Source organism: Vibrio sp. RE88 (assembly GCF_013113835.1).
In the GTDB taxonomy this organism is placed as follows: domain Bacteria; phylum Pseudomonadota; class Gammaproteobacteria; order Enterobacterales; family Vibrionaceae; genus Vibrio.
Genome location: NZ_VTYQ01000007.1, coordinates 308,510 through 332,962, shown reverse-complemented (window position 1 = coordinate 332,962; position 24,453 = coordinate 308,510). Strand labels below are relative to the sequence as shown.

Below are 24,453 nucleotides of genomic sequence, written 5' to 3'. Positions count from 1 at the left end.
ATATCATTCACTTGCTGAAACACGGCCAGTGAGATGATATTTGCAACGCAGCTACGTGATGTAGCAATTGGGCGGAGTAAGAGATGAAATTCGTTGATGAAGCGGTAGTTAAAGTTCAGGCCGGAGACGGCGGTAACGGTGTGGTGAGTTTCTGGCGAGAGAAATTCGTTGCGAAAGGTGGTCCGGACGGTGGTGACGGTGGAGATGGCGGCGATGTTTATATCCAAGCTGACGAAAACCTTAACACGCTAATTGATTATCGTTTCCAGCGCTTCTATGAAGCAGAACGTGGTGAAAATGGCCGTGGCGGTAACTGTACTGGTAAACGTGGTAAAGACAAAGTTCTACGTGTGCCTGTTGGTACTCGCGCTGTGGATATTCACACCAATGAAATCGTGGCGGAAGTTGCTGAGCATGGCAAAAAAATCATGGTCGCAAAAGGTGGCTGGCACGGCTTAGGTAACACGCGTTTTAAATCGTCAGTCAACCGTGCACCACGTCAAAAGACGTTGGGTACCAAAGGCGAAATCCGTGAAGTTCGCTTAGAGCTACTACTGCTTGCTGATGTGGGTATGCTTGGTTTGCCGAATGCAGGTAAATCAACCTTTATTCGCTCGGTATCAGCGGCTAAGCCAAAAGTAGCTGACTATCCATTTACGACTTTGATCCCTAGCTTGGGTGTAGTCAGTGTCGTACCTGAAAAGAGCTTTGTTGTCGCGGATATTCCTGGATTGATCGAAGGTGCTGCGGATGGTGCTGGCCTTGGTATTCGCTTCTTGAAGCATCTGGAGCGTTGTCGAGTTCTACTGCATATGATCGATATCATGCCGATTGATCAAAGTGATCCTGTGCAGAATGCGTTAACCATCATTGATGAGCTCGAGCAGTATAGCGAGAAGTTAGCAGACAAGCCGCGTTGGCTGATCTTCAACAAGGTTGATTTGATGCCTGAAGATGAAGCGAACGAAGTGATCCAGAACATTCTTGACGCTCTAGGTTGGGAAGAGGATTACTACAAGATCTCTGCGGTGAATAAGCAAGGAACTAAAGAGCTTTGTTATAAGCTGGCTGACTTTATGGAAAATCTGCCTCGTGAAGAAGAAGAGATCTCTGAGGAAGAGAAAGTTGACTTCATGTGGGATGATTACCATAAAGATGCGATGTCAGGCAAAGACGTCATTACTGAAGACGACGATGACTGGGATGATTGGGACGATGAAGAAGACGACGGGCACGTTGTTTACGTCCGCGAATAATCGCTGAGTTGATTGAAAGCCGCAATGTTTAGAGCATTGCGGTTTTTTTGTATTTAAATCAAATCAATCGTGAGTGTAATTCGCCACAATAGCGAGATGCTAAAGGAGTAGGATTGATTGATGGTCTCAAAACAACGCAGTGCCTCTCGTCTAATTGCACAAGCTGGTCAAATGCTGCTTGCTCACGGAGCTGAGAGTACATTGGTCGGGGATATTACCCGACGTATTGGGCTGGCAAGTGGCATGGATGAAGTGGAAGTTTCTTTGTCTGCCAGCTCATTAGTGGTGACGACTGTGTATCAGGAGCACTGTATTACCACTGCGCGCCGTAGCCCTGATCGCGGGATAAACATGCGGGTTATCACTCAGATACAACGGATTTGCATCATGCTTGAAAGAGGCATCATAGACCATGCCTTGGCTCAGCATAAGCTGGAAAGAATTAATCCCGAACGTTACAACCGTTGGCTAGTCGTAGTGATGATCGGCTTATCTTGCGCTGCATTTAGTCGTCTAGCTGGAGGGGATTGGGTGGTCTTTGCTATGACATTCATCGCTTCTTCGATCGGGATGATAGTCAGGCAGGAAATCGGCCATCGCCACTTTAACCCCTTGATGAACTTTGCCGCGACAGCGTTTGTTACAACCGTTGTGTCAGCACAAGCGGTAATTTATGGGTTAGGTAATTCACCGTTTTTGGTAATGGCCTCTTCGGTACTTATGCTGGTGCCAGGATTCCCTCTAATTAATTCTGTCGCTGATATGCTCAAAGGCTATATCAATATGGGCATTGCTCGCTTTGTTATGGCAAGCCTGCTTACCTTAGCAACCTGTCTTGGTATCGTCGCGGCTATGAGTCTAGTTGGTGTCTGGGGGTGGGTGCTGTGATGTGGATTGAATTGTTGGCTGCTTTGCTCAACGACATGCTGTTTGCCGCGATTCCTGCTGTGGGCTTTGCTTTAGTTTTTAACGTCCCCCAAAAAGCCTTGGTCTATTGTGCAATCGGGGGGGCAATTGGTCATGGTTCACGCTACTTGATGATGCATTTTGGTATCCCTATCGAATGGGCCACCTTTTTTGCCGCGATGTTGGTTAGTGTCGTTGGTATTCACTGGTCACATCGTTTTCTCGCTCATCCTAAAGTGTTCACCGTAGCAGCGTTGATTCCTATGGTTCCAGGTGTATTTGCCTTTAAGGCGATGATTGCCTTAGTGGAACTCAACCATAGAGGATACAGCCATGAGTTAGTCGCGATGCTGGCGGAAAACTTCCTTAAAGCAATGTTTATAATTGCGGGATTAGCGGTTGGCTTAGCCATGCCGGGATTGTTATTCTATCGCCGGAAACCGATAGTCTGAGACGTTTAAAGGAGCATCAGCAATGATCATCAGTATGATCGCCGCCATGGCAAAAGATCGAGTAATTGGTAAAGACAATCAAATGCCGTGGCATCTGCCCGCAGATTTTGCTTGGTTCAAACGTTGTACTATGGGCAAGCCTGTTGTTATGGGGCGTAAGACGTACGAGTCGATTGGTCGACCACTCCCAGGCCGTCAGAACATTGTGATCAGTCGTGATGCTAACTTAGCCATTGAAGGCGTCACGACAGTGACCTCCATTGATGACGCCATACAAGCTGCTGGTGAGGTGGAAGAAGTGATGATCATTGGTGGCGGCGCGATTTATAAAGCATGCCTTCCTCAAGCGGATAAGCTCTACGTGACTTATATCGATGCCCAAATAGAAGGCGATACCCAATTTCCGTCTTGGGGAGATATGTTTAAAGAAAGCCATTCTGAAAGCTACGCAGCGGATGAAAAAAATGCGTACGATATGCGATTTGTTGTTATAGAGCGACAGGGCTAGCAGATTAGCTAACAGTTTATGAGCTGGAGTAGCTGATTGTTGTTAGCTCTCTAGCTCTCTAGCGAATTTTGTGTAAAAAACGTCTTATCTTCCCATCTTAACATCGTCAAGCTGCCACCCCACACACAACCGGTATCTAATCCAATGACATCCTTGCCGGTATAACCTTCCAATGCAGCCCAGTGGCCAAACAACACTGTCTTATTTAGCGGAATACGATTGTTAAGTTCAAACCATGGCGTTAAATGACTATCTTGGACGTCTTTTGGTGGGCGCTTACAAGCCATGTCTAACCTTCCGTCGGAAAAGCAGAAGCGCATTCGCGTGAAGGCGTTAATGATGTAACGGTAGCGCTCAATGCCTTCGAGCTTGTCAGACCATGAGTCGGGTTGATTATCGTACATGTTTTTGATCAGCCAATGCCATTCGTTGCTCTGTAAAACGGTTTCAACTTCTCTGGCACTGTTTCTAGCGACATCAAGCGACCACTGCGGTGAAATGCCCGCATGGCACATAACGAACTCATCATGTTCAGCGAGAAGGGGTTGCTGCCGGAGCCAGTTGAGTAGCTCTTCTTTGTCGTCAGCCTCAAAGATAGGAGCCGTCTTATCTTTGTTCTTAACTTTATGTATACCCATTGAGACGGCGAGTAAATGCAGGTCATGATTACCTAAAACCACTTTGGTTGATTGGCCAAGATCTTTGATAAAGCGTAGTGTTTCTAGCGATTTTGGCCCTCGGGCAACCAGATCGCCAGCGACCCAGAGCGTATCAGATTGAGGGTTGAAGTTCGCTTGTTTGAGTAACAGCTTGAGCTCATCAAAGCAGCCTTGAATATCACCGACGATGTAATTAGACACAAAAATTCCTGTGTGGGTATTAGTTGAGAATATTCGGTAGAGCGAGTCTGAAAGGTTCTATTTCGGTGCTAAACTCGCGGCCTTTTTCATCGAGGAGAATGTATTGGCCTTGCATTACACCGACTGGCGTTTCTAGAGCGGTACCGCTGCTGTAAGTATATTCATCACTGCCCGGAATGAATGGCTGTTGACCAACCACGCCATCACCTTCCACCGTCATCTGCTTGCCATTGGCATCAGTAATCAGCCAGCGACGACTAATGAGTTGGACGGTTTGATTGCTGAGGTTCTTTATTGTGATGACGTAAGCGAAGACGTAGCGTTTTGAATCAGGCTGAGACTGCTCTGAGATGTACTTGGTATGAACTTGAACTTTAATACAAGGGTTAGCTTCCATGTAGACTCCTGCGTACAAGTCAAAAAATTAGAGTTGTAGACCAATAGGTTACAACTCTAATTATATGAAGATTATTTGTGGTTTGCGTCCAACCAGTTGGCTAAGTCGACAAATTGCTCCAATGTTAAGTTCTCTGGGCGCATTCCTGGGTTGATGCCAAGTTGTTCTAGAGTCTCAGCATTGACCAAAGATTTATAACAGTTTCGAACTGTTTTACGTCTTTGGTTGAAGCCGTCACGACAAACGCGATCCAACCAGTTAAGACTTGTCGCTGGATAAGGTAACGTCTCGTAAGGGACCAGGCGAACAACAGCAGAGTCGACCTTTGGTGGCGGAACGAACGCCGTCGGTGGAACTTCCAGTACTGGGACCACCTTACAATAGTATTGTGCCATGACGGTTAGGCGGCCGTAAGCTTTTGTGCCTGGGCCTGCTGCTAAACGGTTAACCACTTCTTTCTGCAGCATAAAGTGCATATCTTGAATATCTTTATGGTATTCAAAGAGGTGGAACATCAATGGAGTAGAGATGTTGTATGGCAGGTTACCAAAAATGCGTAATCTGTTGTTAGGCTTCACCAACTGAGTGAAGTCGAAACGCATGGCATCGCCTTCGTGAATGGTTAGCTTTTCAGCTAATTCTGGGTGAGTTCTTAAGCGCTCAGCCAAATCACGGTCAAGCTCAATCACAGTGAACTTATCCACTTCTCGACCAACTGGTTCTGTAATTGCACCTAGGCCAGGACCAATCTCAACCAAGTTCTGGCCTGGTTTAGGATTGATCGCAGAGACAATACCATCAATGATGTATGGATCGTTTAAGAAGTTTTGACCAAAGCGTTTACGTGCTTTGTGCCCTAAATGGACATCGTTTCTCATAGTGTTCTCAAGTTAACTGGTTTTCTTATCGACAAGCTCAATAGCGTGAGTCAATGCCGTTGTAAAACTTCCTGTGTCTGCATCACCTGTCCCTGCAAGGTCCAATGCAGTGCCGTGATCCACGGATGTCCTGATAAATGGTAGGCCCAGAGTTATGTTCACTGAACGACCGAAACCTTTGTATTTTAGCACTGGAAGCACCTGGTCGTGGTACATGCCTAATATGGCATCCGCCTCGGTGAGATACTTTTCGTTAAAAATCGTATCAGCAGGGAGTGGCCCGACAAGATCAATACCGTCTTCCTGGCGCAGCTTTTCCAGTGTTGGCGTGATGGTGTCAATTTCTTCCCGACCCAGACATCCATCCTCTCCAGCATGTGGGTTCAATCCACAGACATATATTTTAGGTGATGAAATAGCAAACTTCTCAACCAAATCCTGATGGAGAATATGCGCTATTTTCTTTAGCCTATCTTCGGTTACTGCTTTAGAAACGTAAGCCAATGGAATATGAGTCGTCACCAAAGCAACTCTGAGTCCTTCGGTAGCCAACATCATCACCACCAATGGCGTATTTGATTTGTCAGCAAAGAACTCTGTATGGCCACTAAACGCGACGCCAGCACGATTAATTACGCCTTTGTGCACAGGGCCGGTGACAATAGCATCAAACTCACCATTCATACAGCCCAAAGCGGCTCTTTCTAGTGTTTCTAATACATAGTGGCCATTTTTCTCATCGAGCTGACCTGCAGTCGCAGGGACATTAAGCGCTATATGATCGACAACTAACGAACCAGCTTTCTGAGGGGTAGGAAGCGCTGCTGCATCATAATCAATAAGTTGTACCTCGATATCGAGTTGTTTAGCGCGTTGCTCCAGCAAACCCTTATCCGCACTGACCACAATTTGGTGTGGCCAGCTTTGCTTAGAAAGGGCGAGGACCAGATCTGGGCCGATACCTGCCGGTTCGCCTGCGGTTACAACGATGCGCTTAATTGTCATCCTGTTCTTCCTTGACCACTTCAACAAATGCACTGGCACGGATTTCCTGCAGCCAAGCGCTGGCCTCTTCGTTGAATTTACGGTTAAAGATAATTCGATACGCTTTGTTCTTTAGTGCTGAATCAGTGCGGTCAACCTCACGTCTATCCATCACCTCAACAATGTGCCAACCGTGTACGGTTTTGAATGGTTCACTGATTTGACCGACAGGTAGTGTGTCGACCTGATGTTTGAATTCAGGTACATAAAGATCAGAAGTTTGGTAACCCAGTTCACCTTGTTGGGCAGCAGAGCCTGGGTCTTGGCTGTATTGCTGGGCCATTTCTGCAAAGGTAGCCTTACCTGATTGAATACGTTGAGTAATATCTAGAAGCTCTTTTTGTACGCCTTCATCACTAAGGATCACGGTTGGTTTAATCAGAATATGACGGGCATTCACCTCAGTGACCGCAACCGTCTCTAGCCCCTTCACATCTTCAATTTTTAGGATATGAAAGCCGACACCGCTGCGAAATGGGCCGATAATACTGCCCTTATTCTGCAAATTGATTTGATCGGCGAAGATGGTTGGCATTTCTTCTTTGCGCATCCATCCCCAATCACCACCTTGTAGAGCTTTAGGACCTTTTGAGTAGGTGTAAGCCATAGTGCTGAAATCAGAACCTTGGTTGAGCTCTTTAACGATCTGATTGGCTTTCTCTTCGATGGCAGCTTTATCGTCCCCATCGTTAACACGTAGCTGGATGTGGCCAATTTTGTATTGCACGGTCGCGTTGGTTTCTTTGGCTAGGATATTCGCAAGGTTATCGACCTCAGCAGGCAAAATATTTATACGACGACGAACTAACGCATTACGCGCTTCATTTGCGGCAATTTCTTTACGTACTTGTTTACGAAATTGAGCGTAGCTTAGCCCTTCTTCTGTAATCGAGGTGTTCAACTGCTCAAGTGTTTGGTTGTTGTTTTTAGCTATCTCGTCAATCGCTTCGTTTAGACGGTTGTCGTCTATGCGAACGCCAATTCGTTCCGCTTCTTGCTGCTGGATGGTGTCGACAATCAGCTTTTCTGTGACTTGCTCACGTAGAGTCGCTTCATCTGGAAGGGACTGGTTGTTCTTTTTCGCATTCGCACGAATGGTTTTAAGCGAAGTCTCGATATCACTTTGCAATACCACGCCGCTATTAACAATAATCGCTACCTTATCCAGTTCGACAGGCTCGGCTTGTACAAAAGAAAGCTGGCTGGCTGCAATCAGTCCAAGCAAGGTTTGCTTCCAAAGTTTCATTAAATTTCCTGTGAGAATATTTAGCCTGTGGTGTTAGACCACAGGCTTTTAAATTAGTTGTTTAAGAAGAACGGGCGCCCGTAACCTAAAGAGCTATTTGCAGTATCAGACCCTGTAACACCAGAGTCTGAGCCTATAGCAGTACCGAAGCCAATAATACCAAAATTAAAGCTGAAGTTGTTTTCATACGTTGGTGTAGAGTTTGGGTAGCTGGAGAAATCCGGGCTCCAACTACGGAGTTGATTACTATAGTTAAAGCCAATATACCAACAATCTGAGGTATAGCTGAGGCCAGCGAGCCATTCAAGTGATTCATCGGTGGTCAAATCATAGAAATATTGAGCGCTGGCGCGCCATTTTCGTGAGATTTGATACCCAGCTAATACTCCTGCCTGAGAAATGCCGTCTTCTGTAATCGTATCTAAGTCGCCAATACTATCGCCAAGCGTACTTTCTATGTAGCTTCGAGTCACGTAGCGATAGTTGCCCTGGATAAAGCCGCCTGAGAATCGGTATTCAAGTGTGCTGTTACCAAGCTGAACTTCACTGGTATCAATATCGTACTGGATACCACCATGGTAGAAGAGATAATCATCGTAGTTGAAGTCCATCTCCACTGCCCAAGCAGAATAGTTAGACTTATTGTCTTGGTTGTCTAGGGCTGAATTCTTGGTGTCTTTATCTAGGTAGAAGATTTGACCGAATGAGATATTTAGGCGTTCTTTGTACTGCTCATCAAAGAAGCGTGTTGAGGCGCCGTAGCTGAATTGGTTGGCTGCGGCAATACGATCGACACCGCTATATTTACGACTGCGAAATAGTCCGTAATAGTCTGTTTGCAGCAGTGTTGTATCGTAGAGGTAGATTTCACTTTGATCTTCTTCTGGAACATACAGATATTGGACTTGTGGCTCTAGTGTCTGAGTGTAGTTATCAAGCAGAACGGTATCTCTTTCTAACACAACACCGGCATGAGTTCTAAACTCTGGAATCACTCGAGAAGCGGATTCTTTTAAGTTGTAGCCATCGTTACTAAAGTCAGCAAGGTTAAGACCATCTAAGTCCTGTTGGTAGTAGGTACCTAGTACTCGAGCTTCTGTTGTCCAAGTGCCCCAAGTGGTACCAATTGGAATAGTTAAGCCAGGCTCTACATGGACACGTGTCGCCGATGGTTTAGAGCTATCATCGGTATCAAATTGAGAAACATGACTGATGACATCGAAATTTAGATAGCGCATCAGCTCTGGGGCGTAATAATTGAACTCAAGCTGAGGGAGAAGACGATATGGTGTATTGCCACTGGTTGTCAGGACCTGAAAATCTCGAGTTAGAATCGAGGCATCCCAGTTGGAAGAACGATAGGTGGCTTGCGCTTCTTGAATCAGCTGGCCATCTTCACGGTTACCAACGCTAGAGTCTAAATCTGTAAAATAGGCTATATCACTGACTTTGGAATAATCGACTTCAAACTTCCAGTTCTCTTGGAAAATACCGTTGTGTTGCCACTGAAATCCCCATCGGTCTCCTTGCGCTGGGTATTTTTTATCATCTGGCAGATATTCTGACTTTAATGTGCTGTAACCGAGATCGGAAAGATAACGAAACTCACTGTTTAGCTGAGTCCCACGTTCCTGCATGTACTTGAGTGTGGTTTTCAAATCATAATTGGGTGCCAAGTTCCAGTAAATCGGCACTTCCATTTCAAAGCCATCACTGGAGCCGTAAGATACAGTTGGATATAAGAATCCGGTTTTACGTGTATCACCAATCGGAACTGTTAAAAATGGCAGGTAAAAAACAGGCACGTTGAGTATTTCGAAGCGAGGGTTGTAGAAGGTAGCTTCTTCTTCGTTCTGGTCGATATCGATGCTTGAGGCCTTCATTCGCCATGATTTATCGCCTTCTGGACAAGATGTAATCGTCCCATCCTCTATCTCATACACCGCTTTGCCCGTTTTAGAAACATAGACGGCTTCGCCACGGCCAGGCTCACATAAGAACTTATAGTTAGTGTTCTCTAGTGTCACTTCTTCAGTGTTAAGTTTGTTGACAGCTTTATCTGATATGGTTTTTAGTTCGCCGTCACTGAATGTCACGTTACCTTCTGCCACCACAATGTTATCTTGCTGATGCAAGGTGACATTATCGGCCTTCATACGTTTCTTGCCCTGAACGACAGTAACATTGCCACTGTAGGTGGCTTTGTCACCATTGATGGCTTCTAAACTGTCGGCTTCAACGTTAATTGGCAGTTGATTTGCGTTTTCAGGCTCCTCTTCATTGACCAGACATTGGTCAATAAGGTCTAATGTTTGGCATTCGCCAATGAAAGGCATCTCTTGTGAAGGATCGAGAGGGGTGTCTTCAGCCTGAGCTTGAGGCATAAGAAACGCGGCACTAATAGAAGTGGCTAACAAGGTGCGAGAAAAACGTGGCATCGAGTTTTACTATCCTGTTGAACTTGATATATCCGGTGAATAGATGACCGAATGTAAAATAAAACGGTCCTTATAATAAAGGAATTTGTCGCTTACGGCACTATCAGACCGCTTTACTAAGAAAAAATTCAGAGATTGAGAGCACATAATGCATATTTTCGGCAAAATACTCGGCACTTTTTTTGGTTTTCTGATGGGAGGACCATTTGGTGCGATATTCGGTCTATTTTTAGGCCACCAGTTCGATAAAGCCCGTCGGTTACGTCAAGCTGGTTTTAATTCAGGCTTTGGTGGTGGGCCTAGTCAAGCTGAGCGACAAGAAGAGTTTTTTAAAGCTGCGTTTGCGGTAATGGGGCATGTAGCGAAAGCTAAAGGGCAGGTTACTCGTGAGGAAATTCAGCTCGCGACCACCATGATGGAACGAATGAATCTGCATGGAGAGTTACGCCGCGCCGCGCAGAATGCTTTTCGTGAGGGTAAAGAAACAGACTTCCCATTAGACACTGTTTTAGAGCGAGTTCGTATTTCGTCCGGTGGTCGATTTGATTTAATGCAGTTTTTCTTAGAACTGCAAATCTCTGCAGCGTTTGCGGATGGTGATATTCATCCGAGTGAGCGCAGTGTGCTACATAAAGTTGCGAAAGGGCTAGGCTTTTCTTCTGACCAACTAGAGCAGCGCTTGCGTATGCAGGAAGCGGCGTTTCGCTTTCAACAAGGGGGCTTCGGAGGGCACTCAGGCAGTGGGCATTCCCATCAGTCTGGCAGTTGGCAACAAGCCTCGACTGCGGATCAACTAAGTGATGCATACAAGTTGTTGGGTGTCGACAGTAGTGCCGATACAAAAACAGTTAAACGTGCTTACCGTAAGCTGATGAATGAGCATCACCCTGATAAGCTCATGGCAAAAGGTCTGCCGCCAGAAATGATGAATGTAGCCAAAGAGAAGGCGCAAGAGATTCAAAATGCTTACGACTTGATCAAAAAGGCCAAAGGTTTCTGAGGCAATAGAAATCGAGAAAGCAAAAAGCCTGATGAGTTTCCTCATCAGGCTTTTTTGTATTTGGTGGCCCCTCGCAGACTTGAACTGCGGACCAATCGATTATGAGTCGACTGCTCTAACCACTGAGCTAAGGGGCCGTGTAGGGCAATGATTATAGGGGATGCAGATCTAGCTGTCTAGACGCTATCTAGGGTAAATGCGCTTAGATTTTATCCACTTAAATCGATAAATAATAAAAAAGGCGAGCAGGTGCTCGCCTTTTAATCAATTTGCTTGGTTACTCATCCAAGAAGCTACGCAGAGTCTCTGAGCGGCTAGGGTGGCGAAGCTTACGGAGTGCTTTCGCTTCAATCTGACGAATACGCTCACGTGTTACGTCAAACTGCTTACCAACCTCTTCTAACGTGTGGTCAGTATTCATATCGATACCGAAACGCATACGCAGAACTTTCGCTTCACGAGGTGTTAAACCAGCCAAAACGTCTTTCGTTGCAACCTTTAGACTTGTAGAAGTAGCCGAATCAAGAGGTAGCTCAAGCGTCGTATCTTCAATGAAATCACCTAGATGCGAATCTTCGTCATCACCGATTGGTGTTTCCATTGAGATTGGCTCTTTAGCAATCTTCAGAACTTTACGGATTTTGTCTTCCGGCATCTGCATGCGTTCTGCAAGTTCTTCCGGTAACGGCTCGCGACCCATCTCCTGAAGCATTTGACGAGAGATACGGTTAAGTTTGTTGATCGTCTCGATCATGTGAACCGGGATACGGATAGTTCGTGCTTGGTCAGCAATCGAACGAGTGATCGCCTGACGAATCCACCAAGTCGCGTAAGTCGAGAACTTGTAACCACGACGGTATTCAAACTTATCTACTGCTTTCATCAGACCGATGTTACCTTCCTGGATCAGGTCCAAGAACTGTAGGCCACGGTTGGTGTATTTCTTCGCAATAGAAATTACCAGACGTAAGTTTGCTTCTACCATCTCTTTCTTCGCACGGCGAGCTTTCGCTTCACCGATAGACATGCGACGGCTGATGTCTTTGATGTTCTGAACCGTAAGCGACGTTTCTTCTTCAATCACTTTTAGCTTCATGATTGAGCGACGAATATCATCTTCGCTGCGACGGATCTTTTCCGCATACGGCTTATCTGAAGAGAGAATCTCGTCTAACCAAGCTTCGCTAGACTCATTGCCCGTGAATAGGGTAATGAACGATTTCTTTGGCATTTTGCCATACTCAACAGACGCTTTCATGATCAGGCGTTCTTGAGTACGTACACGCTCCATTGAGGTGCGTAGCTCTTCAACTAGGTAGTCAAACTGTTTAGGCGTTAGACGGAACTCTTTGAAGACGTCTATAACCATCTCATGCGCAAGTGTCGCTTTCGGGCTCTCGTTGCCATACTCGTTACAAGCAAGCTGGTAGTTCTGGAAAGTGTTACGTAAAGCCGTGAACTTCTCTAGAGCAAGCTCAGGATCGATACCTGTATCTTCCTCTTCTTCATCGTCTTCAGACTCTTCCGCGTCTTCTTCTTCAGCATCTTCATCTTCAAGATCTGATTCTGCAAGCTCAGAACCGATATGCGTCGCTGTTGGTGCCGCCGTTTCATCTGCGTCTGGATCCACGAAGCCTGTGATAAGGTCGGTTAGGCGAAGTTCTTCTGCCTGAACCTTATCAAACTGCTCAAGAATATAAGGGATGGTTCCTGGATACTCAGCAACAGCATTTTGAACTTGGTTGATACCATCTTCAATACGCTTTGCAATATCGATCTCACCTTCGCGAGTCAGCAGTTCTACGGTACCCATTTCGCGCATGTACATACGCACTGGGTCTGTGGTGCGGCCGATTTCATTCTCTACGCTTGATAGCGCAGCAGCGGCAGCTTCAGCTGCATCTTCATCGGTGATTGTATCGTCATCATTCAGCGCAAGATCATCAGCATCCGGAGCAGTTTCCACTACTCGAATGCCCATGTCGTTGATCATCTGAATGATATCTTCGACCTGCTCGGAATCTACGATTTCTGCTGGCAGGTGGTCGTTTACTTCTGCGTAGGTCAGATAGCCTTGTTCCTTGCCTTTAATGACAAGTTGTTTTAGCTGTGACTGCGGATTTTGATCCATAGACGGTATCCAACTTAGTATCTGGTGAAGGAATTAGTATGCGAGTGCAAACCACACATATTAACAAATTAATTTGTTGCTGACTATTCGAACAGGGTTACGCTTTTAAATCTAGCATTAGTGCTAGTAGCTCCCTTCTTTCTTCGGTTGATAAACCGACACTTCTTTCTTTGGCCTGCAGATTTTCAATTTGCTTTTCGACGCACTGAGCCAGTATTTTGTCCAGCGAGTCTAAAAATATATCTTGTTCGTTGTCTTCGTCGAGCGGGATTTCCCATCCGGCTAAGCGAGACAGTAGAGCGTCATGGCTCGTATTTCGCCAGTGTTCGGTTAACTGGCCTGTGTTTACATTGGGGTGGTGATGACAATATTCAAGCACCTCAACAAATAAACTTAATCCCGGTACCGATAAGCCTTTCACGCTTGAGAGGTCAGGTACCATTTGAGCATAGCTCGGATTTTGAATAAGCAAAGCGATAACCTCACGCATTGGAGTACGCTTTAGCTCCTTATGTGGCTGAGGTCTGGTTTCATTTGTCTTTCTACGCGGTTGGCGCAGTCGGTTATCAAACCCTGTGCGCTCATCAAGTAACTTTTCCAGCAACTCTTGGAAATAAGGATCTGGAATCTTATTAATCAAGTTACTGGCATGGGCTCTTAATGCCGACTTACCTTCATTGCTTCCTAAGTTGAGCTGATGAATCTCGATTAAATTTTCAAATAGGTAGCGTGAAAGCGGAATGGCTTGATGCATTTGCTGCTCAAAGGCGTCTTTGCCGTATTTTCGGATATAGCTATCTGGGTCTTCACCATCAGGAAGAAACAAAAACTTCAGAGTATTACCTGTTTTTAGGTATTGCAGTGCATTCTCTAGCGCACGCCAAGCCGCCTCTTTACCTGCGCGGTCGCCATCATAGCAACACACAACGGTATTGGTTTGACGAAACAGCAGTTGAATATGATCACCGGTCGTAGAGGTACCAAGTGAGGCCACCGAATAATCGACACCATATTGCGCCAGCGCGACCACATCCATATAGCCTTCAACGACAAGAATCTGAGGAGGCTCACGGTATGCTTGGGTTACTTCGTAGAGCCCGTACAGCTCCTTGCCTTTGTGGAAAATAGGTGTTTCAGGAGAGTTAAGGTATTTTGGTGTACCATCTCCAATGACTCGTCCACCAAAACCAATTACTCGACCTCGACGATCACGGATTGGGAACATTACCCGGCCGCGAAAGCGGTCATAGCGGTTGCCTTTGTCGTTCTCGATTAGCATCCCACCTGATACAAGCATATCTTGAGCTTGTTTCTGCTGGCCAAAGTTTTTCCGCACCAGATCCCATTCATCAGCGACATATCCGATGCTAAACTTCTGAACGATTTCACCAGATAAACCACGCTCTTTAAGGTAGTCAATCGCGACCTTACTGCCAGAAAGTTTGAGCTGGTCTCGATAGAACTGCGCAATCCCAGTCATTAAATCGTAGAGATTACGTTTTTGCTCGGTATTTGCTTGAGGCTGATTGGAAGGAAAGCGGCCACCCTGACGCTGCTCTCTTGGCACATCAATCCCAAGGTAAGAGGCGAGTTCTTCAATGGCCTCAGGGAATTGAAGGCGCTCATATTCCATCATGAAGTCGATGGCATTGCCGTGTGCCCCACAGCCGAAACAGTGATAAAACTGCTTTTCTTGGCTAACACTAAAGGAAGGTGTTTTTTCGTTGTGGAAAGGGCAGCAGGCGCCGTAGTTTTTGCCTTTTTTCTTAAGTTTTACCCGAGCGTCAATGATATCGACGATATCGAGTCGAGCCAGTAGGTCATCTATAAAACTGCGGGGGATGTGTCCTGCCATAAAACCTAACAAAGAAAGAAAAGACTAATCTAGATACAAACAAGCCGTGCGTTCCAGAGGATAGCACGGCTTGCTGCAATTTGGGTCGGGCAATTAACCTAGCTTAGCGCGAACTAAACCACTTACTTTACCCATATCTGCACGCCCTTGAATTTGAGGCTTAAGCACGCCCATTACTTTACCCATGTCTTGCATGCCCGCAGCACCTGAATCAGCAATAGCACTCTCAATAAGTGCAGCCACTTCTTCATCAGTTAGCGGTTGAGGCATAAAGTCCTCAAGTACAGCAATCTCAGCTTGCTCAGCGTCAGCCAGATCTCGTCGACCTGCTGATTCGAATTGAGCGACAGAATCGCGACGTTGTTTAACCATTTTCGTCAGCACAGCGAGAATATCGTCGTCGCCCAGAGTAATCTGTTCGTCAACTTCACGTTGCTTAATGGCGGAAAGAGCTAAACGAATAGTGCCAAGGCGCAGTTTGTCCTTGGCTTTCATCGCTAATTTTTGCTCTTCTTTGAGAGTATCAATCAGAGCCATAACTAGAATCCTTTTGGACTTAGCTATTAGTACAGGCGAACGCGACGAGCGTTTTCGCGAGCTAGCTTCTTAGCGTGACGCTTTTGAGCCGCTGCTTTAGCGCGTTTGCGAACTGTAGTTGGCTTTTCGTAGTGCTCACGACGACGCACTTCAGAAAGGATACCTGCTTTTTCGCAAGAGCGTTTGAAACGACGTAGAGCAACGTCGAACGGTTCGTTTTCACGTACTTTAACTACTGGCATATGCCTTTCACCTCAGGGGTTATTCGTTAATGCTGACTTCACAGTACCGAGCTTTAATGCTGGGTCTACAATCAGCTTGATCAAAAATGGTGCGGAATTTTAATCCGATCACATAGGCTTTGTAAAGCCCTTTGTAGTCTATTCAGTATACAAAATTTGTTTGCGAAGCCAAGCCGAGGTAAGATTGCGCCAATTTTGAATCAGAGATTAAGACACCTAGGTTAAACCATGCGCATTATTGGTATTGAAACCTCATGTGATGAAACAGGCATCGCGATTTACGATGATGAGAAAGGGCTGCTTTCTCATAAGCTATATAGTCAGGTTAAGCTCCATGCCGATTATGGTGGTGTGGTACCTGAACTTGCCTCACGAGATCATGTAAAGAAGACGATCCCATTGATCAAAGCCGCAATGGCCGAAGCGAACTTGACGCCAAAGGATATTGATGGAGTTGCGTATACCGCAGGTCCGGGCTTGGTTGGTGCGTTGCTTGTTGGTGCAACTATTGGTCGTAGCTTGGCGTATGCGTGGGGTGTACCTGCTGTGCCTGTCCATCATATGGAAGGCCACCTTCTTGCGCCTATGCTAGAAGATAATCCTCCTCCCTTCCCATTTGTCGCCGTCTTGGTTTCTGGTGGTCACTCAATGATGGTCGAAGTGAACGGCATTGGTGAATATAAGATTCTTGGTGAGTCGATTGATGATGCGGCTGGAGAAGCATTTGATAAAACGGCTAAGCTGATGGGATTGGATTATCCAGGCGGCCCACTGCTTTCTAAGTTGGCTGAAAAAGGCACGCCAGGACGGTTTAAATTCCCTCGCCCTATGACTGATAGACCTGGCTTAGATATGAGCTTCTCTGGGCTGAAAACATTCACAGCTAATACCATTGCAGCGAATGGTGACGACGAACAAACTCGTGCAGATATTGCACTGGCGTTTGAAGAAGCGGTATGCGCTACATTAACGATTAAATGTAAGCGAGCGCTAGAACAAACGGGCTTTAAACGTATCGTAATAGCGGGTGGCGTGAGTGCTAATCGTCGATTACGTGCTGACCTAGAACAACTTGCGCAGAAAATTGGCGGTGAGGTTTATTACCCTCGTACCGAGTTTTGTACCGACAATGGCGCAATGATCGCGTACGCAGGTATGCAACGGTTGAAAAATGGTGAGCTGGCGGATTTATCGGTTCAGGCGACGCCACGTTGGCCGATCGACCAGCTTGAACCCATCGCATAGGTTGCTTGTTGCTATAAGGCCGCTCTTGAGAGTCGGCCTTTTTCTTTTTCTCGGATAAAGTGAAAACATCCGAGGTGTTAACTTTGTCATTAATGATACTCTTGGATTTTATAAATATTATCAATGGATAAAACTGTGAATAAATTTGCTGTAGATGGCCATCAAATGGCGTATCAGGATATTGGCCAAGGCCCAGTTGTTGTTTTAGGTCACAGCTACCTGTGGGACAGCGAAATGTGGGCGCCTCAAATTGAAGTATTGAGTCAAAACTATCGCTGCATAGTGCCGGATTTTTGGGCTCATGGTCAGTCTGACTTTGCCCCTGCTTCAACCAATTCACTGGTGGATTATGCTCAGCAAATTATAGCGTTAATGGACCATCTAGAGGTTGAGCAGTTTTCGATTATCGGGCTTTCTGTTGGTGGTATGTGGGGCAGTGAAGTGGTGAATCTAGCACCTGAGCGTGTCAAATCTCTGGTTATGATGGATACGTTTGTCGGTTTAGAACCAGAAGTGACCCACAAAAAATACTTCACTATGTTGGAAACTATTTCGGCCGCACAGATGGTGCCAGAGCCTATCGTTGATATTGTTACTCCGATGTTTTTTGCGCGAAATGCACAGCAAGAGTCGCCTGATTTAGTGGCTGGGTTTCGAGAGAAGTTATCTAATCTGAAAGGTCAGCAAGCTGCGGAAGTCGCACGTATGGGGCGGATGGTGTTTGGCCGTCGAGACCAGATCGAAGATATTGAAAAGTTTGCGTTACCTGTGCTGATTGCTGTGGGGCAAGAAGATATTCCTCGCCCGGTACTGGAATCGTATTTAATGAACGATTGTATTACCGGCTCTGAGCTTATTCAGGTGCCTAAAGCCGGTCACATTGCTAACCTAGAGCAGCCGGAATTTGTTACCGGAATGCTGCAGAATTTCCTTTCCAAAGTATACAGCTAAACAACAATAAGGCCTCATCATGAGGCTTTATTGAATCCTTTCTTTTTCTCTCCGACTTTGGGTTCCGTTCCCTCAAACAAGCGTCTGATATTTTGGTGGTGTCTGAACACAATCAGGCAACATAGCATGGCGACAGGTAATGTGTATTGAGGTTTGATCATCCAGGTGTATAAAGGGGCTAACAGTACCGTGACGATGGCAGCCAGAGATGAGTAACGAAAAATCAGTACAACCAGCAGCCATGTCGCAATTATCATTGCTGTTAAGTCGAGCCCTATTGGGGCTATGGCGCCTAAGGCCGTCGCAACGCCTTTACCACCTTTAAAATGAAAAAAGATCGGATACATATGGCCTAAACAGGCTGCGATCGCAATTACTCCAAGAATGAGCGGATCAATATTCAGGAAGTAACCACCCCAGACGGGAATAGTCCCTTTGAGCATATCGCACAGCAGTACTGCTGCGGCTGCCTTTTTACCACCAATTCTCAACACGTTGGTCGCCCCCGGATTGTGAGAGCCGACTCCACGAGGGTCAGGGAGTCTGAGTACGCGACAGATCAAAACTGCACTCGAGATCGAGCCCAATAGATAGGCAAAGATGATCATGACAAGTGCTAGTGGCGTCATAGTAAAGTTACTCGTTATAAAGAGATGTTAGCTAGGCAAGTAATTGATATCATATCGTGCTTAGAATACTCAAACTACCAACTGCGTGGCGTTTGAGATAAAAATAGTACGACTTTTTACCTGATTTGGGTATCCGACCTCTAAAGGAAGCAAAGCGCATGGATAAAGTATTTATCGAGCAGTTAGAAGTGATCACCACTATCGGCGTTTACGATTGGGAACAGGAAATCAAACAAAAGCTGGTTTTGGATATTGAAATGGCTCATGACAATCAACCAGCAGGTAAAAGTGATGATGTGGTTGATGCGCTGGACTATGCGCAAGTCAGCTCAGCGGTGTTATCTCATATTGAATCTGGCCGTTTTTTACTTGTCGAGCGCGTGGCTGAAGAAGTGGCTCAGTTGATCATGACGCAGTTCAGTGTGCCATGGGTCAAGATTCGCCTAACCAAACCTGGTGCGGTGCCACAAGCTTCGGGTGTTGGAGTGGTCATCGAACGAGGCGTGGCATGAATACCACATACATTGGAATAGGATCCAATGTAGAAAGGCGTAAACACATTGAAGCCGCGATTTTTGAGTTGTCTGATCTTGGTCAGGATCTTCGATTGTCTACGATTTATGAGTGTGAAGCGGTTGGGTTTGAAGGGGATACCTTCTATAACCTTGTCGTAGAAATGAAAACTCCATTAAGTTTAACGGAATTTTCACGACAACTGCGTCATATTGAGCTCAAATGGGGGCGCGAAGAACATGCGCAGAAATTTCAGCCGCGAACCGTTGATCTGGACATCATCTTGTTTGGCCATCATGTCTCCGAACAAGCACCAGAATTGCCTCGTAGCGATATCTATAAATACGGTTTTGTGATTGAGCCACTTAATGAGCTGTGTACTGAACTTTGTGTACCAGGTGATGGTCGAACCATACGCCAAATCTGGCTCGAATCGTCTTATCCAGAAACCTTAAACAAAGTCGACCTCTGGTTTGATTACCAAACATAATTGAGTATCTAATGAGTTATTTTGAAGCGTTTATTCTGGCCTTAATTCAAGGTCTTACTGAGTTTTTGCCTATTTCCAGCTCGGCGCACTTAATCCTCCCTTCTGCAGTATTGGGTTGGGAAGATCAAGGTTTAGCGTTCGATGTGGCAGTGCATGTTGGCACGTTGGCAGCCGTCATGATCTATTTCCGTAGTGAAGTGGTGTCGTTACTATCGGCCTTTTTTGCGTCTATTTTTAAGGGCGATCGCAGTAAAGAAGCAAAACTGGCGTGGATGATAATTCTTGCAACCATTCCTGCGTGTGTGTTTGGTTTGCTAATGAAAGACTTTATAGAATTGTATCTGCGCAGTGCTTGGGTGATTGCGACCACCACCATCGTTTTTGGTTTATTGCTATGGTATGTCGATAAACATTCAAGCCTCGCGGACGATGAGTATCAGGCAGATTGGAAGAAAGCACTGTTTATCGGTGTTGCTCAGGCACTGGCCATGATTCCTGGCACTTCTCGTTCTGGCGCGACGATTACCGCAGCATTGTACCTGGGCTTTACCCGTGAAGCGGCCGCAAGATTTTCCTTCCTAATGTCTATCCCTATTATTCTATTGGCTGGTGGTTATTTAGGTCTAAAATTGGTGAGCAGTGGCGACCCTATTCATCTAGGCGTTTTGCTGACAGGGATCGTAACCTCGTTTATCAGCGCCTATGTATGTATTCACTTCTTCCTGAAACTGATCTCTAGAATGGGGATGACACCTTTCGTGATTTACCGATTGATCCTCGGCTTCGGTTTGTTTGCATTCTTACTCATGCAGTAAGCGCAGAAGTTAATCAATATCTTTGTAAAGACCACATGCGTCAATCTCGCTTGAAAAGCGACATTATGATATATATGTGGTCTTTCTATATCTCTCATTCTTAGAATATTTTATGCGAATTTTTGCCCTAACTTTACTCTTGTTATTAGGCTGGCTGCAGTACACCTTGTGGCTGGGCAAAAATGGCATTTCTGAGTTTCAGTCGGTCAATGCTGAAATTGAAGTTCAGCATCAGGTCAATGGCAATCTGCAGAACCGAAACAATGAAATGTTTGCTGAAATTGATGACCTTCGCCAAGGGCTAGACGCTATCGAAGAGCGTGCTCGCCATGAATTGGGAATGGTCAAAGAAGGTGAGACGTTTTACCGCATTGTCGGAGATGATAACTAAGCATGACACAAGTGAACCCTTCCATTGTCGCTATAGTCCCTGCTGCTGGTGTTGGCAGCCGCATGCAGGCAGATCGCCCAAAGCAGTACCTCTCTATCAACGATAAAGCCGTCCTTGAGCACACCGTCGAGAAACTACTGCAACACCCTAAAATAGACAAAGTCATCGTATCGATTACCGACGGTGATCCATACTTTCCGCTGCTATCTATTGCTCAAAACCCGCAGGTGGTAAAAGTGGATGGAGGAAAGGAGCGAGCAGATTCCGTATTGTCTGGGCTGAAGTTCGTTTGTGACCATCAGCTTGCCGACTGGGTGATGGTGCATGACGCCGCCAGACCATGTGTAAAACAGCGAGATTTAGATAAGCTTATTGAGGTGTCACTACAGCATGAGGTTGGAGGTATTCTTGCTTCGCCCGTCAGAGACACAATGAAAAGAGCAAACAGAGGTCAAAATATTGATCATACTGTAGATAGAGAAGCACTGTGGCACGCACTGACTCCACAAATGTTTAAAACTGAGCAGCTGACCACGGCCTTGAGTGAGGCGCTTTTGAAAGGTATTACGATTACTGACGAAGCGTCTGCGATGGAGTGGTCTGGGCAATCTCCAGCTCTGGTACAGGGTTCGGCGGATAATATAAAAATTACTCAGCCCGAAGATTTAGCGCTCGCAGAGTTTTATCTTAATCGTAATAAAGGATAAATCATGATTCGTATTGGTCACGGCTTCGACGTTCACAAATTTGGTGGCGAAGGTCCGGTAATTATAGGTGGTGTTTCTGTACCGTATGAGCAGGGGCTGATCGCTCACTCAGATGGAGATGTTGCTCTGCATGCTCTATGTGACGCGTTACTCGGAGCCATTGCAGCGGGTGATATTGGTCGTCACTTTCCTGATACCGATGATGAATGGAAAGGGGCGGACAGCCGGGATTTGCTGCGCGACGTGTACCGCAGAGTGAAAGAACAAGGGTATATACTGGGAAATGCGGACGTCACCATTATGGCTCAAGCACCCAAAATGGCCCCGCATATCACGGCGATGTGTGAAGTGATTGCACAAGATCTTGAAACGGATATTGGCAATGTGAATGTCAAAGCGACAACGACTGAGCGCCTTGGTTTCACTGGCCGCAAAGAAGGTATTGCGACCGAAGCGGTCGTATTACTTATAAAACAACAATAAAAACTACGCCTTGGTGACTATCGCTTAAAGGGGTAACGGTAACATTATGACTGACATTCTATCTTCACTTGCCTATTTGAATGGAAAACCTCAAGCCACGGGGAAGTTGAAAGCCCAGCCGCAGCATTTTCAGGTTAACGAGGATCTTGGCTTTGCCTTTACGGGCGAAGGAGAGCATCTGATGGTGCGCATCCGTAAGACGGGAGAGAACACCAGCTTCGTTGCGAATGAGCTGGCGAAAGCCTGCGGCGTGAAATCGAAAGATGTCAGCTGGGCTGGTTTAAAAGATCGTCATGCTGTGACTGAGCAGTGGCTAAGTGTTCACCTGCCTAAAGGGGATACTCCTGATTTCAGAGCGTTTCTCAGTCAACATCCAAGTATTGAGATTGTTGAAACCAGCCGCCACAACAAAAAATTACGCCCAGGTGACTCAATCGGAAACGATTTTATCATCACGTTGACAGAAGTAAGTGATGTCGAAGATGTAGTTGTGCGACTGGAATCCATCCGCCAACACGGTGTTCCAAATTATTTTGGAAGTCAGCGTTTCGGGAACAACGGTAACAATCTCAATGAAGCAAGACGTTGGGGCCGTGAGAATGTGCGCACTCGAAACCAAAATAAAAGAAGCTTGTATCTTTCGGCAGCACGCTCGTGGATCTTCAACAATATAGTGTCACAACGCATTGAACAAGACGTGTTTAATCTGGTTGTTGAAGGTGATTGTATTCAAGCTTCTGAAGGGGTTGTCATTGCTGAATCAGAAGCACTGACAAAACTTAACGAGACCGTTAAGCAAGGCGATGCTCAGATAACGGCAGCGATGGCGGGTGACAATGCTCTGCCTACTACAGAGAAGGCGCTGGCTTTGGAACAGCCCCACCTGGATGCGGAGCCTGACTTGATGGCCCTGATTCGCGGAAATCGTATGCGTCATGACCGCCGTCCTGTCGCGCTAAAACCTCAGGGTCTCTCTTGGAGTGTTGAGCAGGACGCGATCACACTGCGATTCTCTTTGGATGCCGGCTGCTTCGCCACCGCAATCATTCGTGAGTTGATTCAGGAACAGGAAGTGGAGCGCAGCTACGAATGAGTGAGAAAGCACTGAAAATATTATTAAGTAACGATGATGGAGTGCATGCTGAAGGGATTCATGCTCTGGCTGAAGCATTGGGCGATCTTGCCGAGATTACCATTGTGGCGCCTGACCGAAATCGCTCTGGTGCATCAAACTCACTCACGCTTGAACAGCCTCTGCGTGTCAAAGAGTTATCGGCAGGTATATATTCTGTTCAGGGAACACCTACCGATTGTGTGCACTTTGCACTAAATGAGTTAATGAAAGATGACCTTCCGGATTTGGTTCTGACGGGCATTAATCACGGTGCCAACTTGGGCGATGATGTGCTTTATTCCGGTACGGTGGCCGCTGCAATGGAAGGGCATTTCCTTGGGGTTCAGTCGATAGCCTTTTCTTTGGTTGGTAAAACTCACTTTGCAACGGCTGCTCATATCGCAAGAGATATTGTCGAGCAGCACCTTGCGACTCCGATACCAACCAATCGATTATTAAATATCAATATTCCCGATCTGCCATCAGATGCGCTGAAAGGTATCAGTGTCACCCGGTTAGGTGCGCGCCATCACGCGGAAGCGATGATCAAGCAGCAAGATCCTCGAGGTCATGATATTTATTGGTTAGGGCCTCCGGGCAAGGAGCAAGACGCTGGAGAAGGTACGGATTTCTATGCCATCGAGCAGGGCTTTGTTTCACTGACTCCGCTACAAGTAGACCTGACGGCTCATGAGTCGTTACGCAGTATGGATAACTGGTTGAAGGACAAGTAAGAATGACGAATCCACATGCCGATAGATTGATCGACTTTCTGGTCGCCAGCGGCATTCAGGATCAAAACGTGATCAAGGCAATTTATGCTTTGCCGCGAGAACGGTTTGTTTCTCAGGCGATGGTACATCAAGCGTATGACAACAACGCGTTACCCATCGGTCAGGGGCAGACCATCTCTCAGCCCTATATTGTTGCTAAGATGACGGAAATGCTTGAACTTCGCTCGACAAGCAAAGTCTTAGAGGTGGGGACGGGCTCTGGTTATCAGACGGCTGTACTGGCTCAGCTGGTGGAACATGTTTACTCGATAGAGCGCATCAAGTCTCTCCAGTGGGAAGCAAAGCGCCGCCTTAAGCAGTTGGATATTTACAATGTGTCGACGAAACATGGAGATGGGTGGCAGGGCTGGGCCGTGAAAGGACCATTTGACGCAATTATTGTCACCGCTGCAGCAGCTTCCGTTCCTCCTGTATTGCTTGAACAGCTCTCGGAAGGAGGTATTCTGGTGATTCCAGTCGGTGAGGGTGTCCAGCAGTTACTGAAAATTACCCGTCAGGGCGATGAGTTTTTATCCCAAATTATCGAAGATGTACGTTTTGTTCCCCTGATCGCTGGTGAACTTGCTTAACT

27 protein-coding genes and 1 tRNA gene are annotated in these 24,453 nt (G+C 46.3%); 16 read left to right on the top strand and 12 right to left on the bottom strand.

Going from position 1 to position 24,453, the window contains the following annotated elements:
• Positions 1-83 precede the first annotated feature (83 nt).
• The 4 genes from cgtA (at position 84) to folA (ending at position 3,122) form a co-directional block, all read left to right on the top strand.
• Complete coding sequence (cgtA, locus tag F0265_RS18095) at positions 84-1,256, top strand: Obg family GTPase CgtA (RefSeq protein WP_171749916.1); 1,173 nt, start codon at positions 84-86, stop codon at positions 1,254-1,256.
• 120 nt (positions 1,257-1,376) lie between these two features.
• Positions 1,377-2,144 (top strand): threonine/serine exporter ThrE family protein, encoded by a 768-nt coding sequence (locus F0265_RS18090; RefSeq protein ID WP_171749915.1) that lies wholly within the window; start codon positions 1,377-1,379, stop codon positions 2,142-2,144.
• Positions 2,144-2,614: a threonine/serine exporter family protein gene (locus F0265_RS18085; RefSeq protein WP_171749939.1), complete on the top strand. Its 471-nt coding sequence runs from the start codon at positions 2,144-2,146 to the stop codon at positions 2,612-2,614. The genes F0265_RS18090 and F0265_RS18085 overlap by 1 nt, the downstream gene beginning before the upstream one ends.
• 22 nt (positions 2,615-2,636) lie before the next feature.
• A complete protein-coding gene (gene folA / locus F0265_RS18080) occupies positions 2,637-3,122 on the top strand; it encodes a type 3 dihydrofolate reductase (protein WP_171749914.1) in 486 nt (161 codons plus the stop codon).
• 50 nt (positions 3,123-3,172) lie between these two features.
• Here folA and apaH read toward each other — a convergent pair whose 3' ends face one another.
• The 6 genes from apaH to lptD all read right to left on the bottom strand — a co-directional run bounded on the left by apaH (position 3,173) and on the right by lptD (position 9,985).
• Positions 3,173-3,982: a bis(5'-nucleosyl)-tetraphosphatase (symmetrical) ApaH gene (gene apaH, locus F0265_RS18075; protein ID WP_171749913.1), complete on the bottom strand. Its 810-nt coding sequence runs from the start codon at positions 3,980-3,982 to the stop codon at positions 3,173-3,175.
• Between the two features lie 19 nt (positions 3,983-4,001).
• Complete coding sequence (apaG, locus tag F0265_RS18070) at positions 4,002-4,379, bottom strand: Co2+/Mg2+ efflux protein ApaG (RefSeq protein ID WP_006958185.1); 378 nt, start codon at positions 4,377-4,379, stop codon at positions 4,002-4,004.
• 71 nt (positions 4,380-4,450) lie between these two features.
• A complete protein-coding gene (rsmA, locus tag F0265_RS18065; protein WP_065741152.1) occupies positions 4,451-5,257 on the bottom strand; it encodes a 16S rRNA (adenine(1518)-N(6)/adenine(1519)-N(6))-dimethyltransferase RsmA in 807 nt (268 codons plus the stop codon).
• 12 nt (positions 5,258-5,269) lie between these two features.
• A complete protein-coding gene (gene pdxA / locus F0265_RS18060) occupies positions 5,270-6,262 on the bottom strand; it encodes a 4-hydroxythreonine-4-phosphate dehydrogenase PdxA (protein WP_171749912.1) in 993 nt (330 codons plus the stop codon).
• The gene (gene surA, locus F0265_RS18055) at positions 6,252-7,547 is read right to left on the bottom strand and encodes a peptidylprolyl isomerase SurA (protein WP_171749911.1); all 1,296 of its coding nucleotides are present in this window, start codon (positions 7,545-7,547) and stop codon (positions 6,252-6,254) included. Before surA ends, pdxA begins: the two co-directional genes overlap by 11 nt.
• A 53-nt stretch (positions 7,548-7,600) precedes the next feature.
• Positions 7,601-9,985, bottom strand: a complete 2,385-nt coding sequence (gene lptD / locus F0265_RS18050) for an LPS assembly protein LptD (protein WP_171749910.1) — start codon at positions 9,983-9,985, stop codon at positions 7,601-7,603.
• A 148-nt stretch (positions 9,986-10,133) separates the two neighbouring features.
• On the opposite strand from lptD, the gene djlA reads away from it, so the two are divergent.
• A complete protein-coding gene (gene djlA / locus F0265_RS18045) occupies positions 10,134-10,985 on the top strand; it encodes a co-chaperone DjlA (protein WP_171749909.1) in 852 nt (283 codons plus the stop codon).
• Between the two features lie 61 nt (positions 10,986-11,046).
• On the opposite strand, the gene F0265_RS18040 is transcribed toward djlA, so the two are convergent.
• The 5 genes from F0265_RS18040 to rpsU all read right to left on the bottom strand — a co-directional run bounded on the left by F0265_RS18040 (position 11,047) and on the right by rpsU (position 15,750).
• Positions 11,047-11,122, bottom strand: a tRNA-Ile gene (locus tag F0265_RS18040).
• A gap of 140 nt (positions 11,123-11,262) precedes the next feature.
• Entirely contained in the window at positions 11,263-13,116 is a 1,854-nt protein-coding gene (gene rpoD, locus F0265_RS18035) for an RNA polymerase sigma factor RpoD (RefSeq protein WP_006958179.1), read from the bottom strand.
• A 97-nt stretch (positions 13,117-13,213) separates the two neighbouring features.
• The gene (gene dnaG / locus F0265_RS18030) at positions 13,214-14,971 is read right to left on the bottom strand and encodes a DNA primase (RefSeq protein ID WP_171749908.1); all 1,758 of its coding nucleotides are present in this window, start codon (positions 14,969-14,971) and stop codon (positions 13,214-13,216) included.
• Between the two features lie 93 nt (positions 14,972-15,064).
• Complete coding sequence (locus tag F0265_RS18025) at positions 15,065-15,508, bottom strand: GatB/YqeY domain-containing protein (RefSeq protein WP_171749907.1); 444 nt, start codon at positions 15,506-15,508, stop codon at positions 15,065-15,067.
• A 26-nt stretch (positions 15,509-15,534) separates the two neighbouring features.
• Positions 15,535-15,750, bottom strand: a complete 216-nt coding sequence (gene rpsU, locus F0265_RS18020) for a 30S ribosomal protein S21 (RefSeq protein WP_001145625.1) — start codon at positions 15,748-15,750, stop codon at positions 15,535-15,537.
• Between the two features lie 228 nt (positions 15,751-15,978).
• On the opposite strand from rpsU, the gene tsaD reads away from it, so the two are divergent.
• A complete protein-coding gene (gene tsaD / locus F0265_RS18015) occupies positions 15,979-16,995 on the top strand; it encodes a tRNA (adenosine(37)-N6)-threonylcarbamoyltransferase complex transferase subunit TsaD (protein WP_006958176.1) in 1,017 nt (338 codons plus the stop codon).
• Between the two features lie 135 nt (positions 16,996-17,130).
• Positions 17,131-17,946 carry an alpha/beta fold hydrolase gene (locus tag F0265_RS18010; protein ID WP_171749906.1) on the top strand — a complete coding sequence of 272 codons (816 nt, stop codon included), beginning with the start codon at positions 17,131-17,133 and terminating at the stop codon, positions 17,944-17,946.
• Between the two features lie 17 nt (positions 17,947-17,963).
• Here the strand turns inward: F0265_RS18010 and plsY are convergent, their stop codons facing one another.
• Positions 17,964-18,575 carry a glycerol-3-phosphate 1-O-acyltransferase PlsY gene (plsY, locus tag F0265_RS18005; protein WP_171749905.1) on the bottom strand — a complete coding sequence of 204 codons (612 nt, stop codon included), beginning with the start codon at positions 18,573-18,575 and terminating at the stop codon, positions 17,964-17,966.
• Between the two features lie 158 nt (positions 18,576-18,733).
• Between plsY and folB the strand changes: the two genes are divergently transcribed.
• From folB to F0265_RS17960, 9 genes are all read left to right on the top strand, one after another.
• Positions 18,734-19,087, top strand: a complete 354-nt coding sequence (folB, locus tag F0265_RS18000; RefSeq protein WP_171749904.1) for a dihydroneopterin aldolase — start codon at positions 18,734-18,736, stop codon at positions 19,085-19,087.
• Complete coding sequence (folK, locus tag F0265_RS17995; RefSeq protein ID WP_171749903.1) at positions 19,084-19,578, top strand: 2-amino-4-hydroxy-6-hydroxymethyldihydropteridine diphosphokinase; 495 nt, start codon at positions 19,084-19,086, stop codon at positions 19,576-19,578. The genes folB and folK overlap by 4 nt, the downstream gene beginning before the upstream one ends.
• 11 nt (positions 19,579-19,589) lie before the next feature.
• The gene (locus tag F0265_RS17990) at positions 19,590-20,393 is read left to right on the top strand and encodes an undecaprenyl-diphosphate phosphatase (protein ID WP_038509614.1); all 804 of its coding nucleotides are present in this window, start codon (positions 19,590-19,592) and stop codon (positions 20,391-20,393) included.
• 112 nt (positions 20,394-20,505) lie between these two features.
• Positions 20,506-20,784: a cell division protein FtsB gene (ftsB, locus tag F0265_RS17985; RefSeq protein ID WP_019277512.1), complete on the top strand. Its 279-nt coding sequence runs from the start codon at positions 20,506-20,508 to the stop codon at positions 20,782-20,784.
• A gap of 2 nt (positions 20,785-20,786) precedes the next feature.
• Entirely contained in the window at positions 20,787-21,491 is a 705-nt protein-coding gene (ispD, locus tag F0265_RS17980; protein WP_171749902.1) for a 2-C-methyl-D-erythritol 4-phosphate cytidylyltransferase, read from the top strand.
• Between the two features lie 3 nt (positions 21,492-21,494).
• Positions 21,495-21,974 carry a 2-C-methyl-D-erythritol 2,4-cyclodiphosphate synthase gene (gene ispF, locus F0265_RS17975; protein WP_019277514.1) on the top strand — a complete coding sequence of 160 codons (480 nt, stop codon included), beginning with the start codon at positions 21,495-21,497 and terminating at the stop codon, positions 21,972-21,974.
• A gap of 46 nt (positions 21,975-22,020) precedes the next feature.
• Entirely contained in the window at positions 22,021-23,067 is a 1,047-nt protein-coding gene (gene truD / locus F0265_RS17970; RefSeq protein WP_171749901.1) for a tRNA pseudouridine(13) synthase TruD, read from the top strand.
• 11 nt (positions 23,068-23,078) lie between these two features.
• On the top strand, positions 23,079-23,822 hold the full coding sequence (gene surE, locus F0265_RS17965) for a 5'/3'-nucleotidase SurE (RefSeq protein WP_029236288.1): 744 nt from the start codon (positions 23,079-23,081) through the stop codon (positions 23,820-23,822).
• A 2-nt stretch (positions 23,823-23,824) separates the two neighbouring features.
• A complete protein-coding gene (locus tag F0265_RS17960; protein ID WP_171749900.1) occupies positions 23,825-24,451 on the top strand; it encodes a protein-L-isoaspartate(D-aspartate) O-methyltransferase in 627 nt (208 codons plus the stop codon).
• Positions 24,452-24,453: the final 2 nt, after the last annotated feature.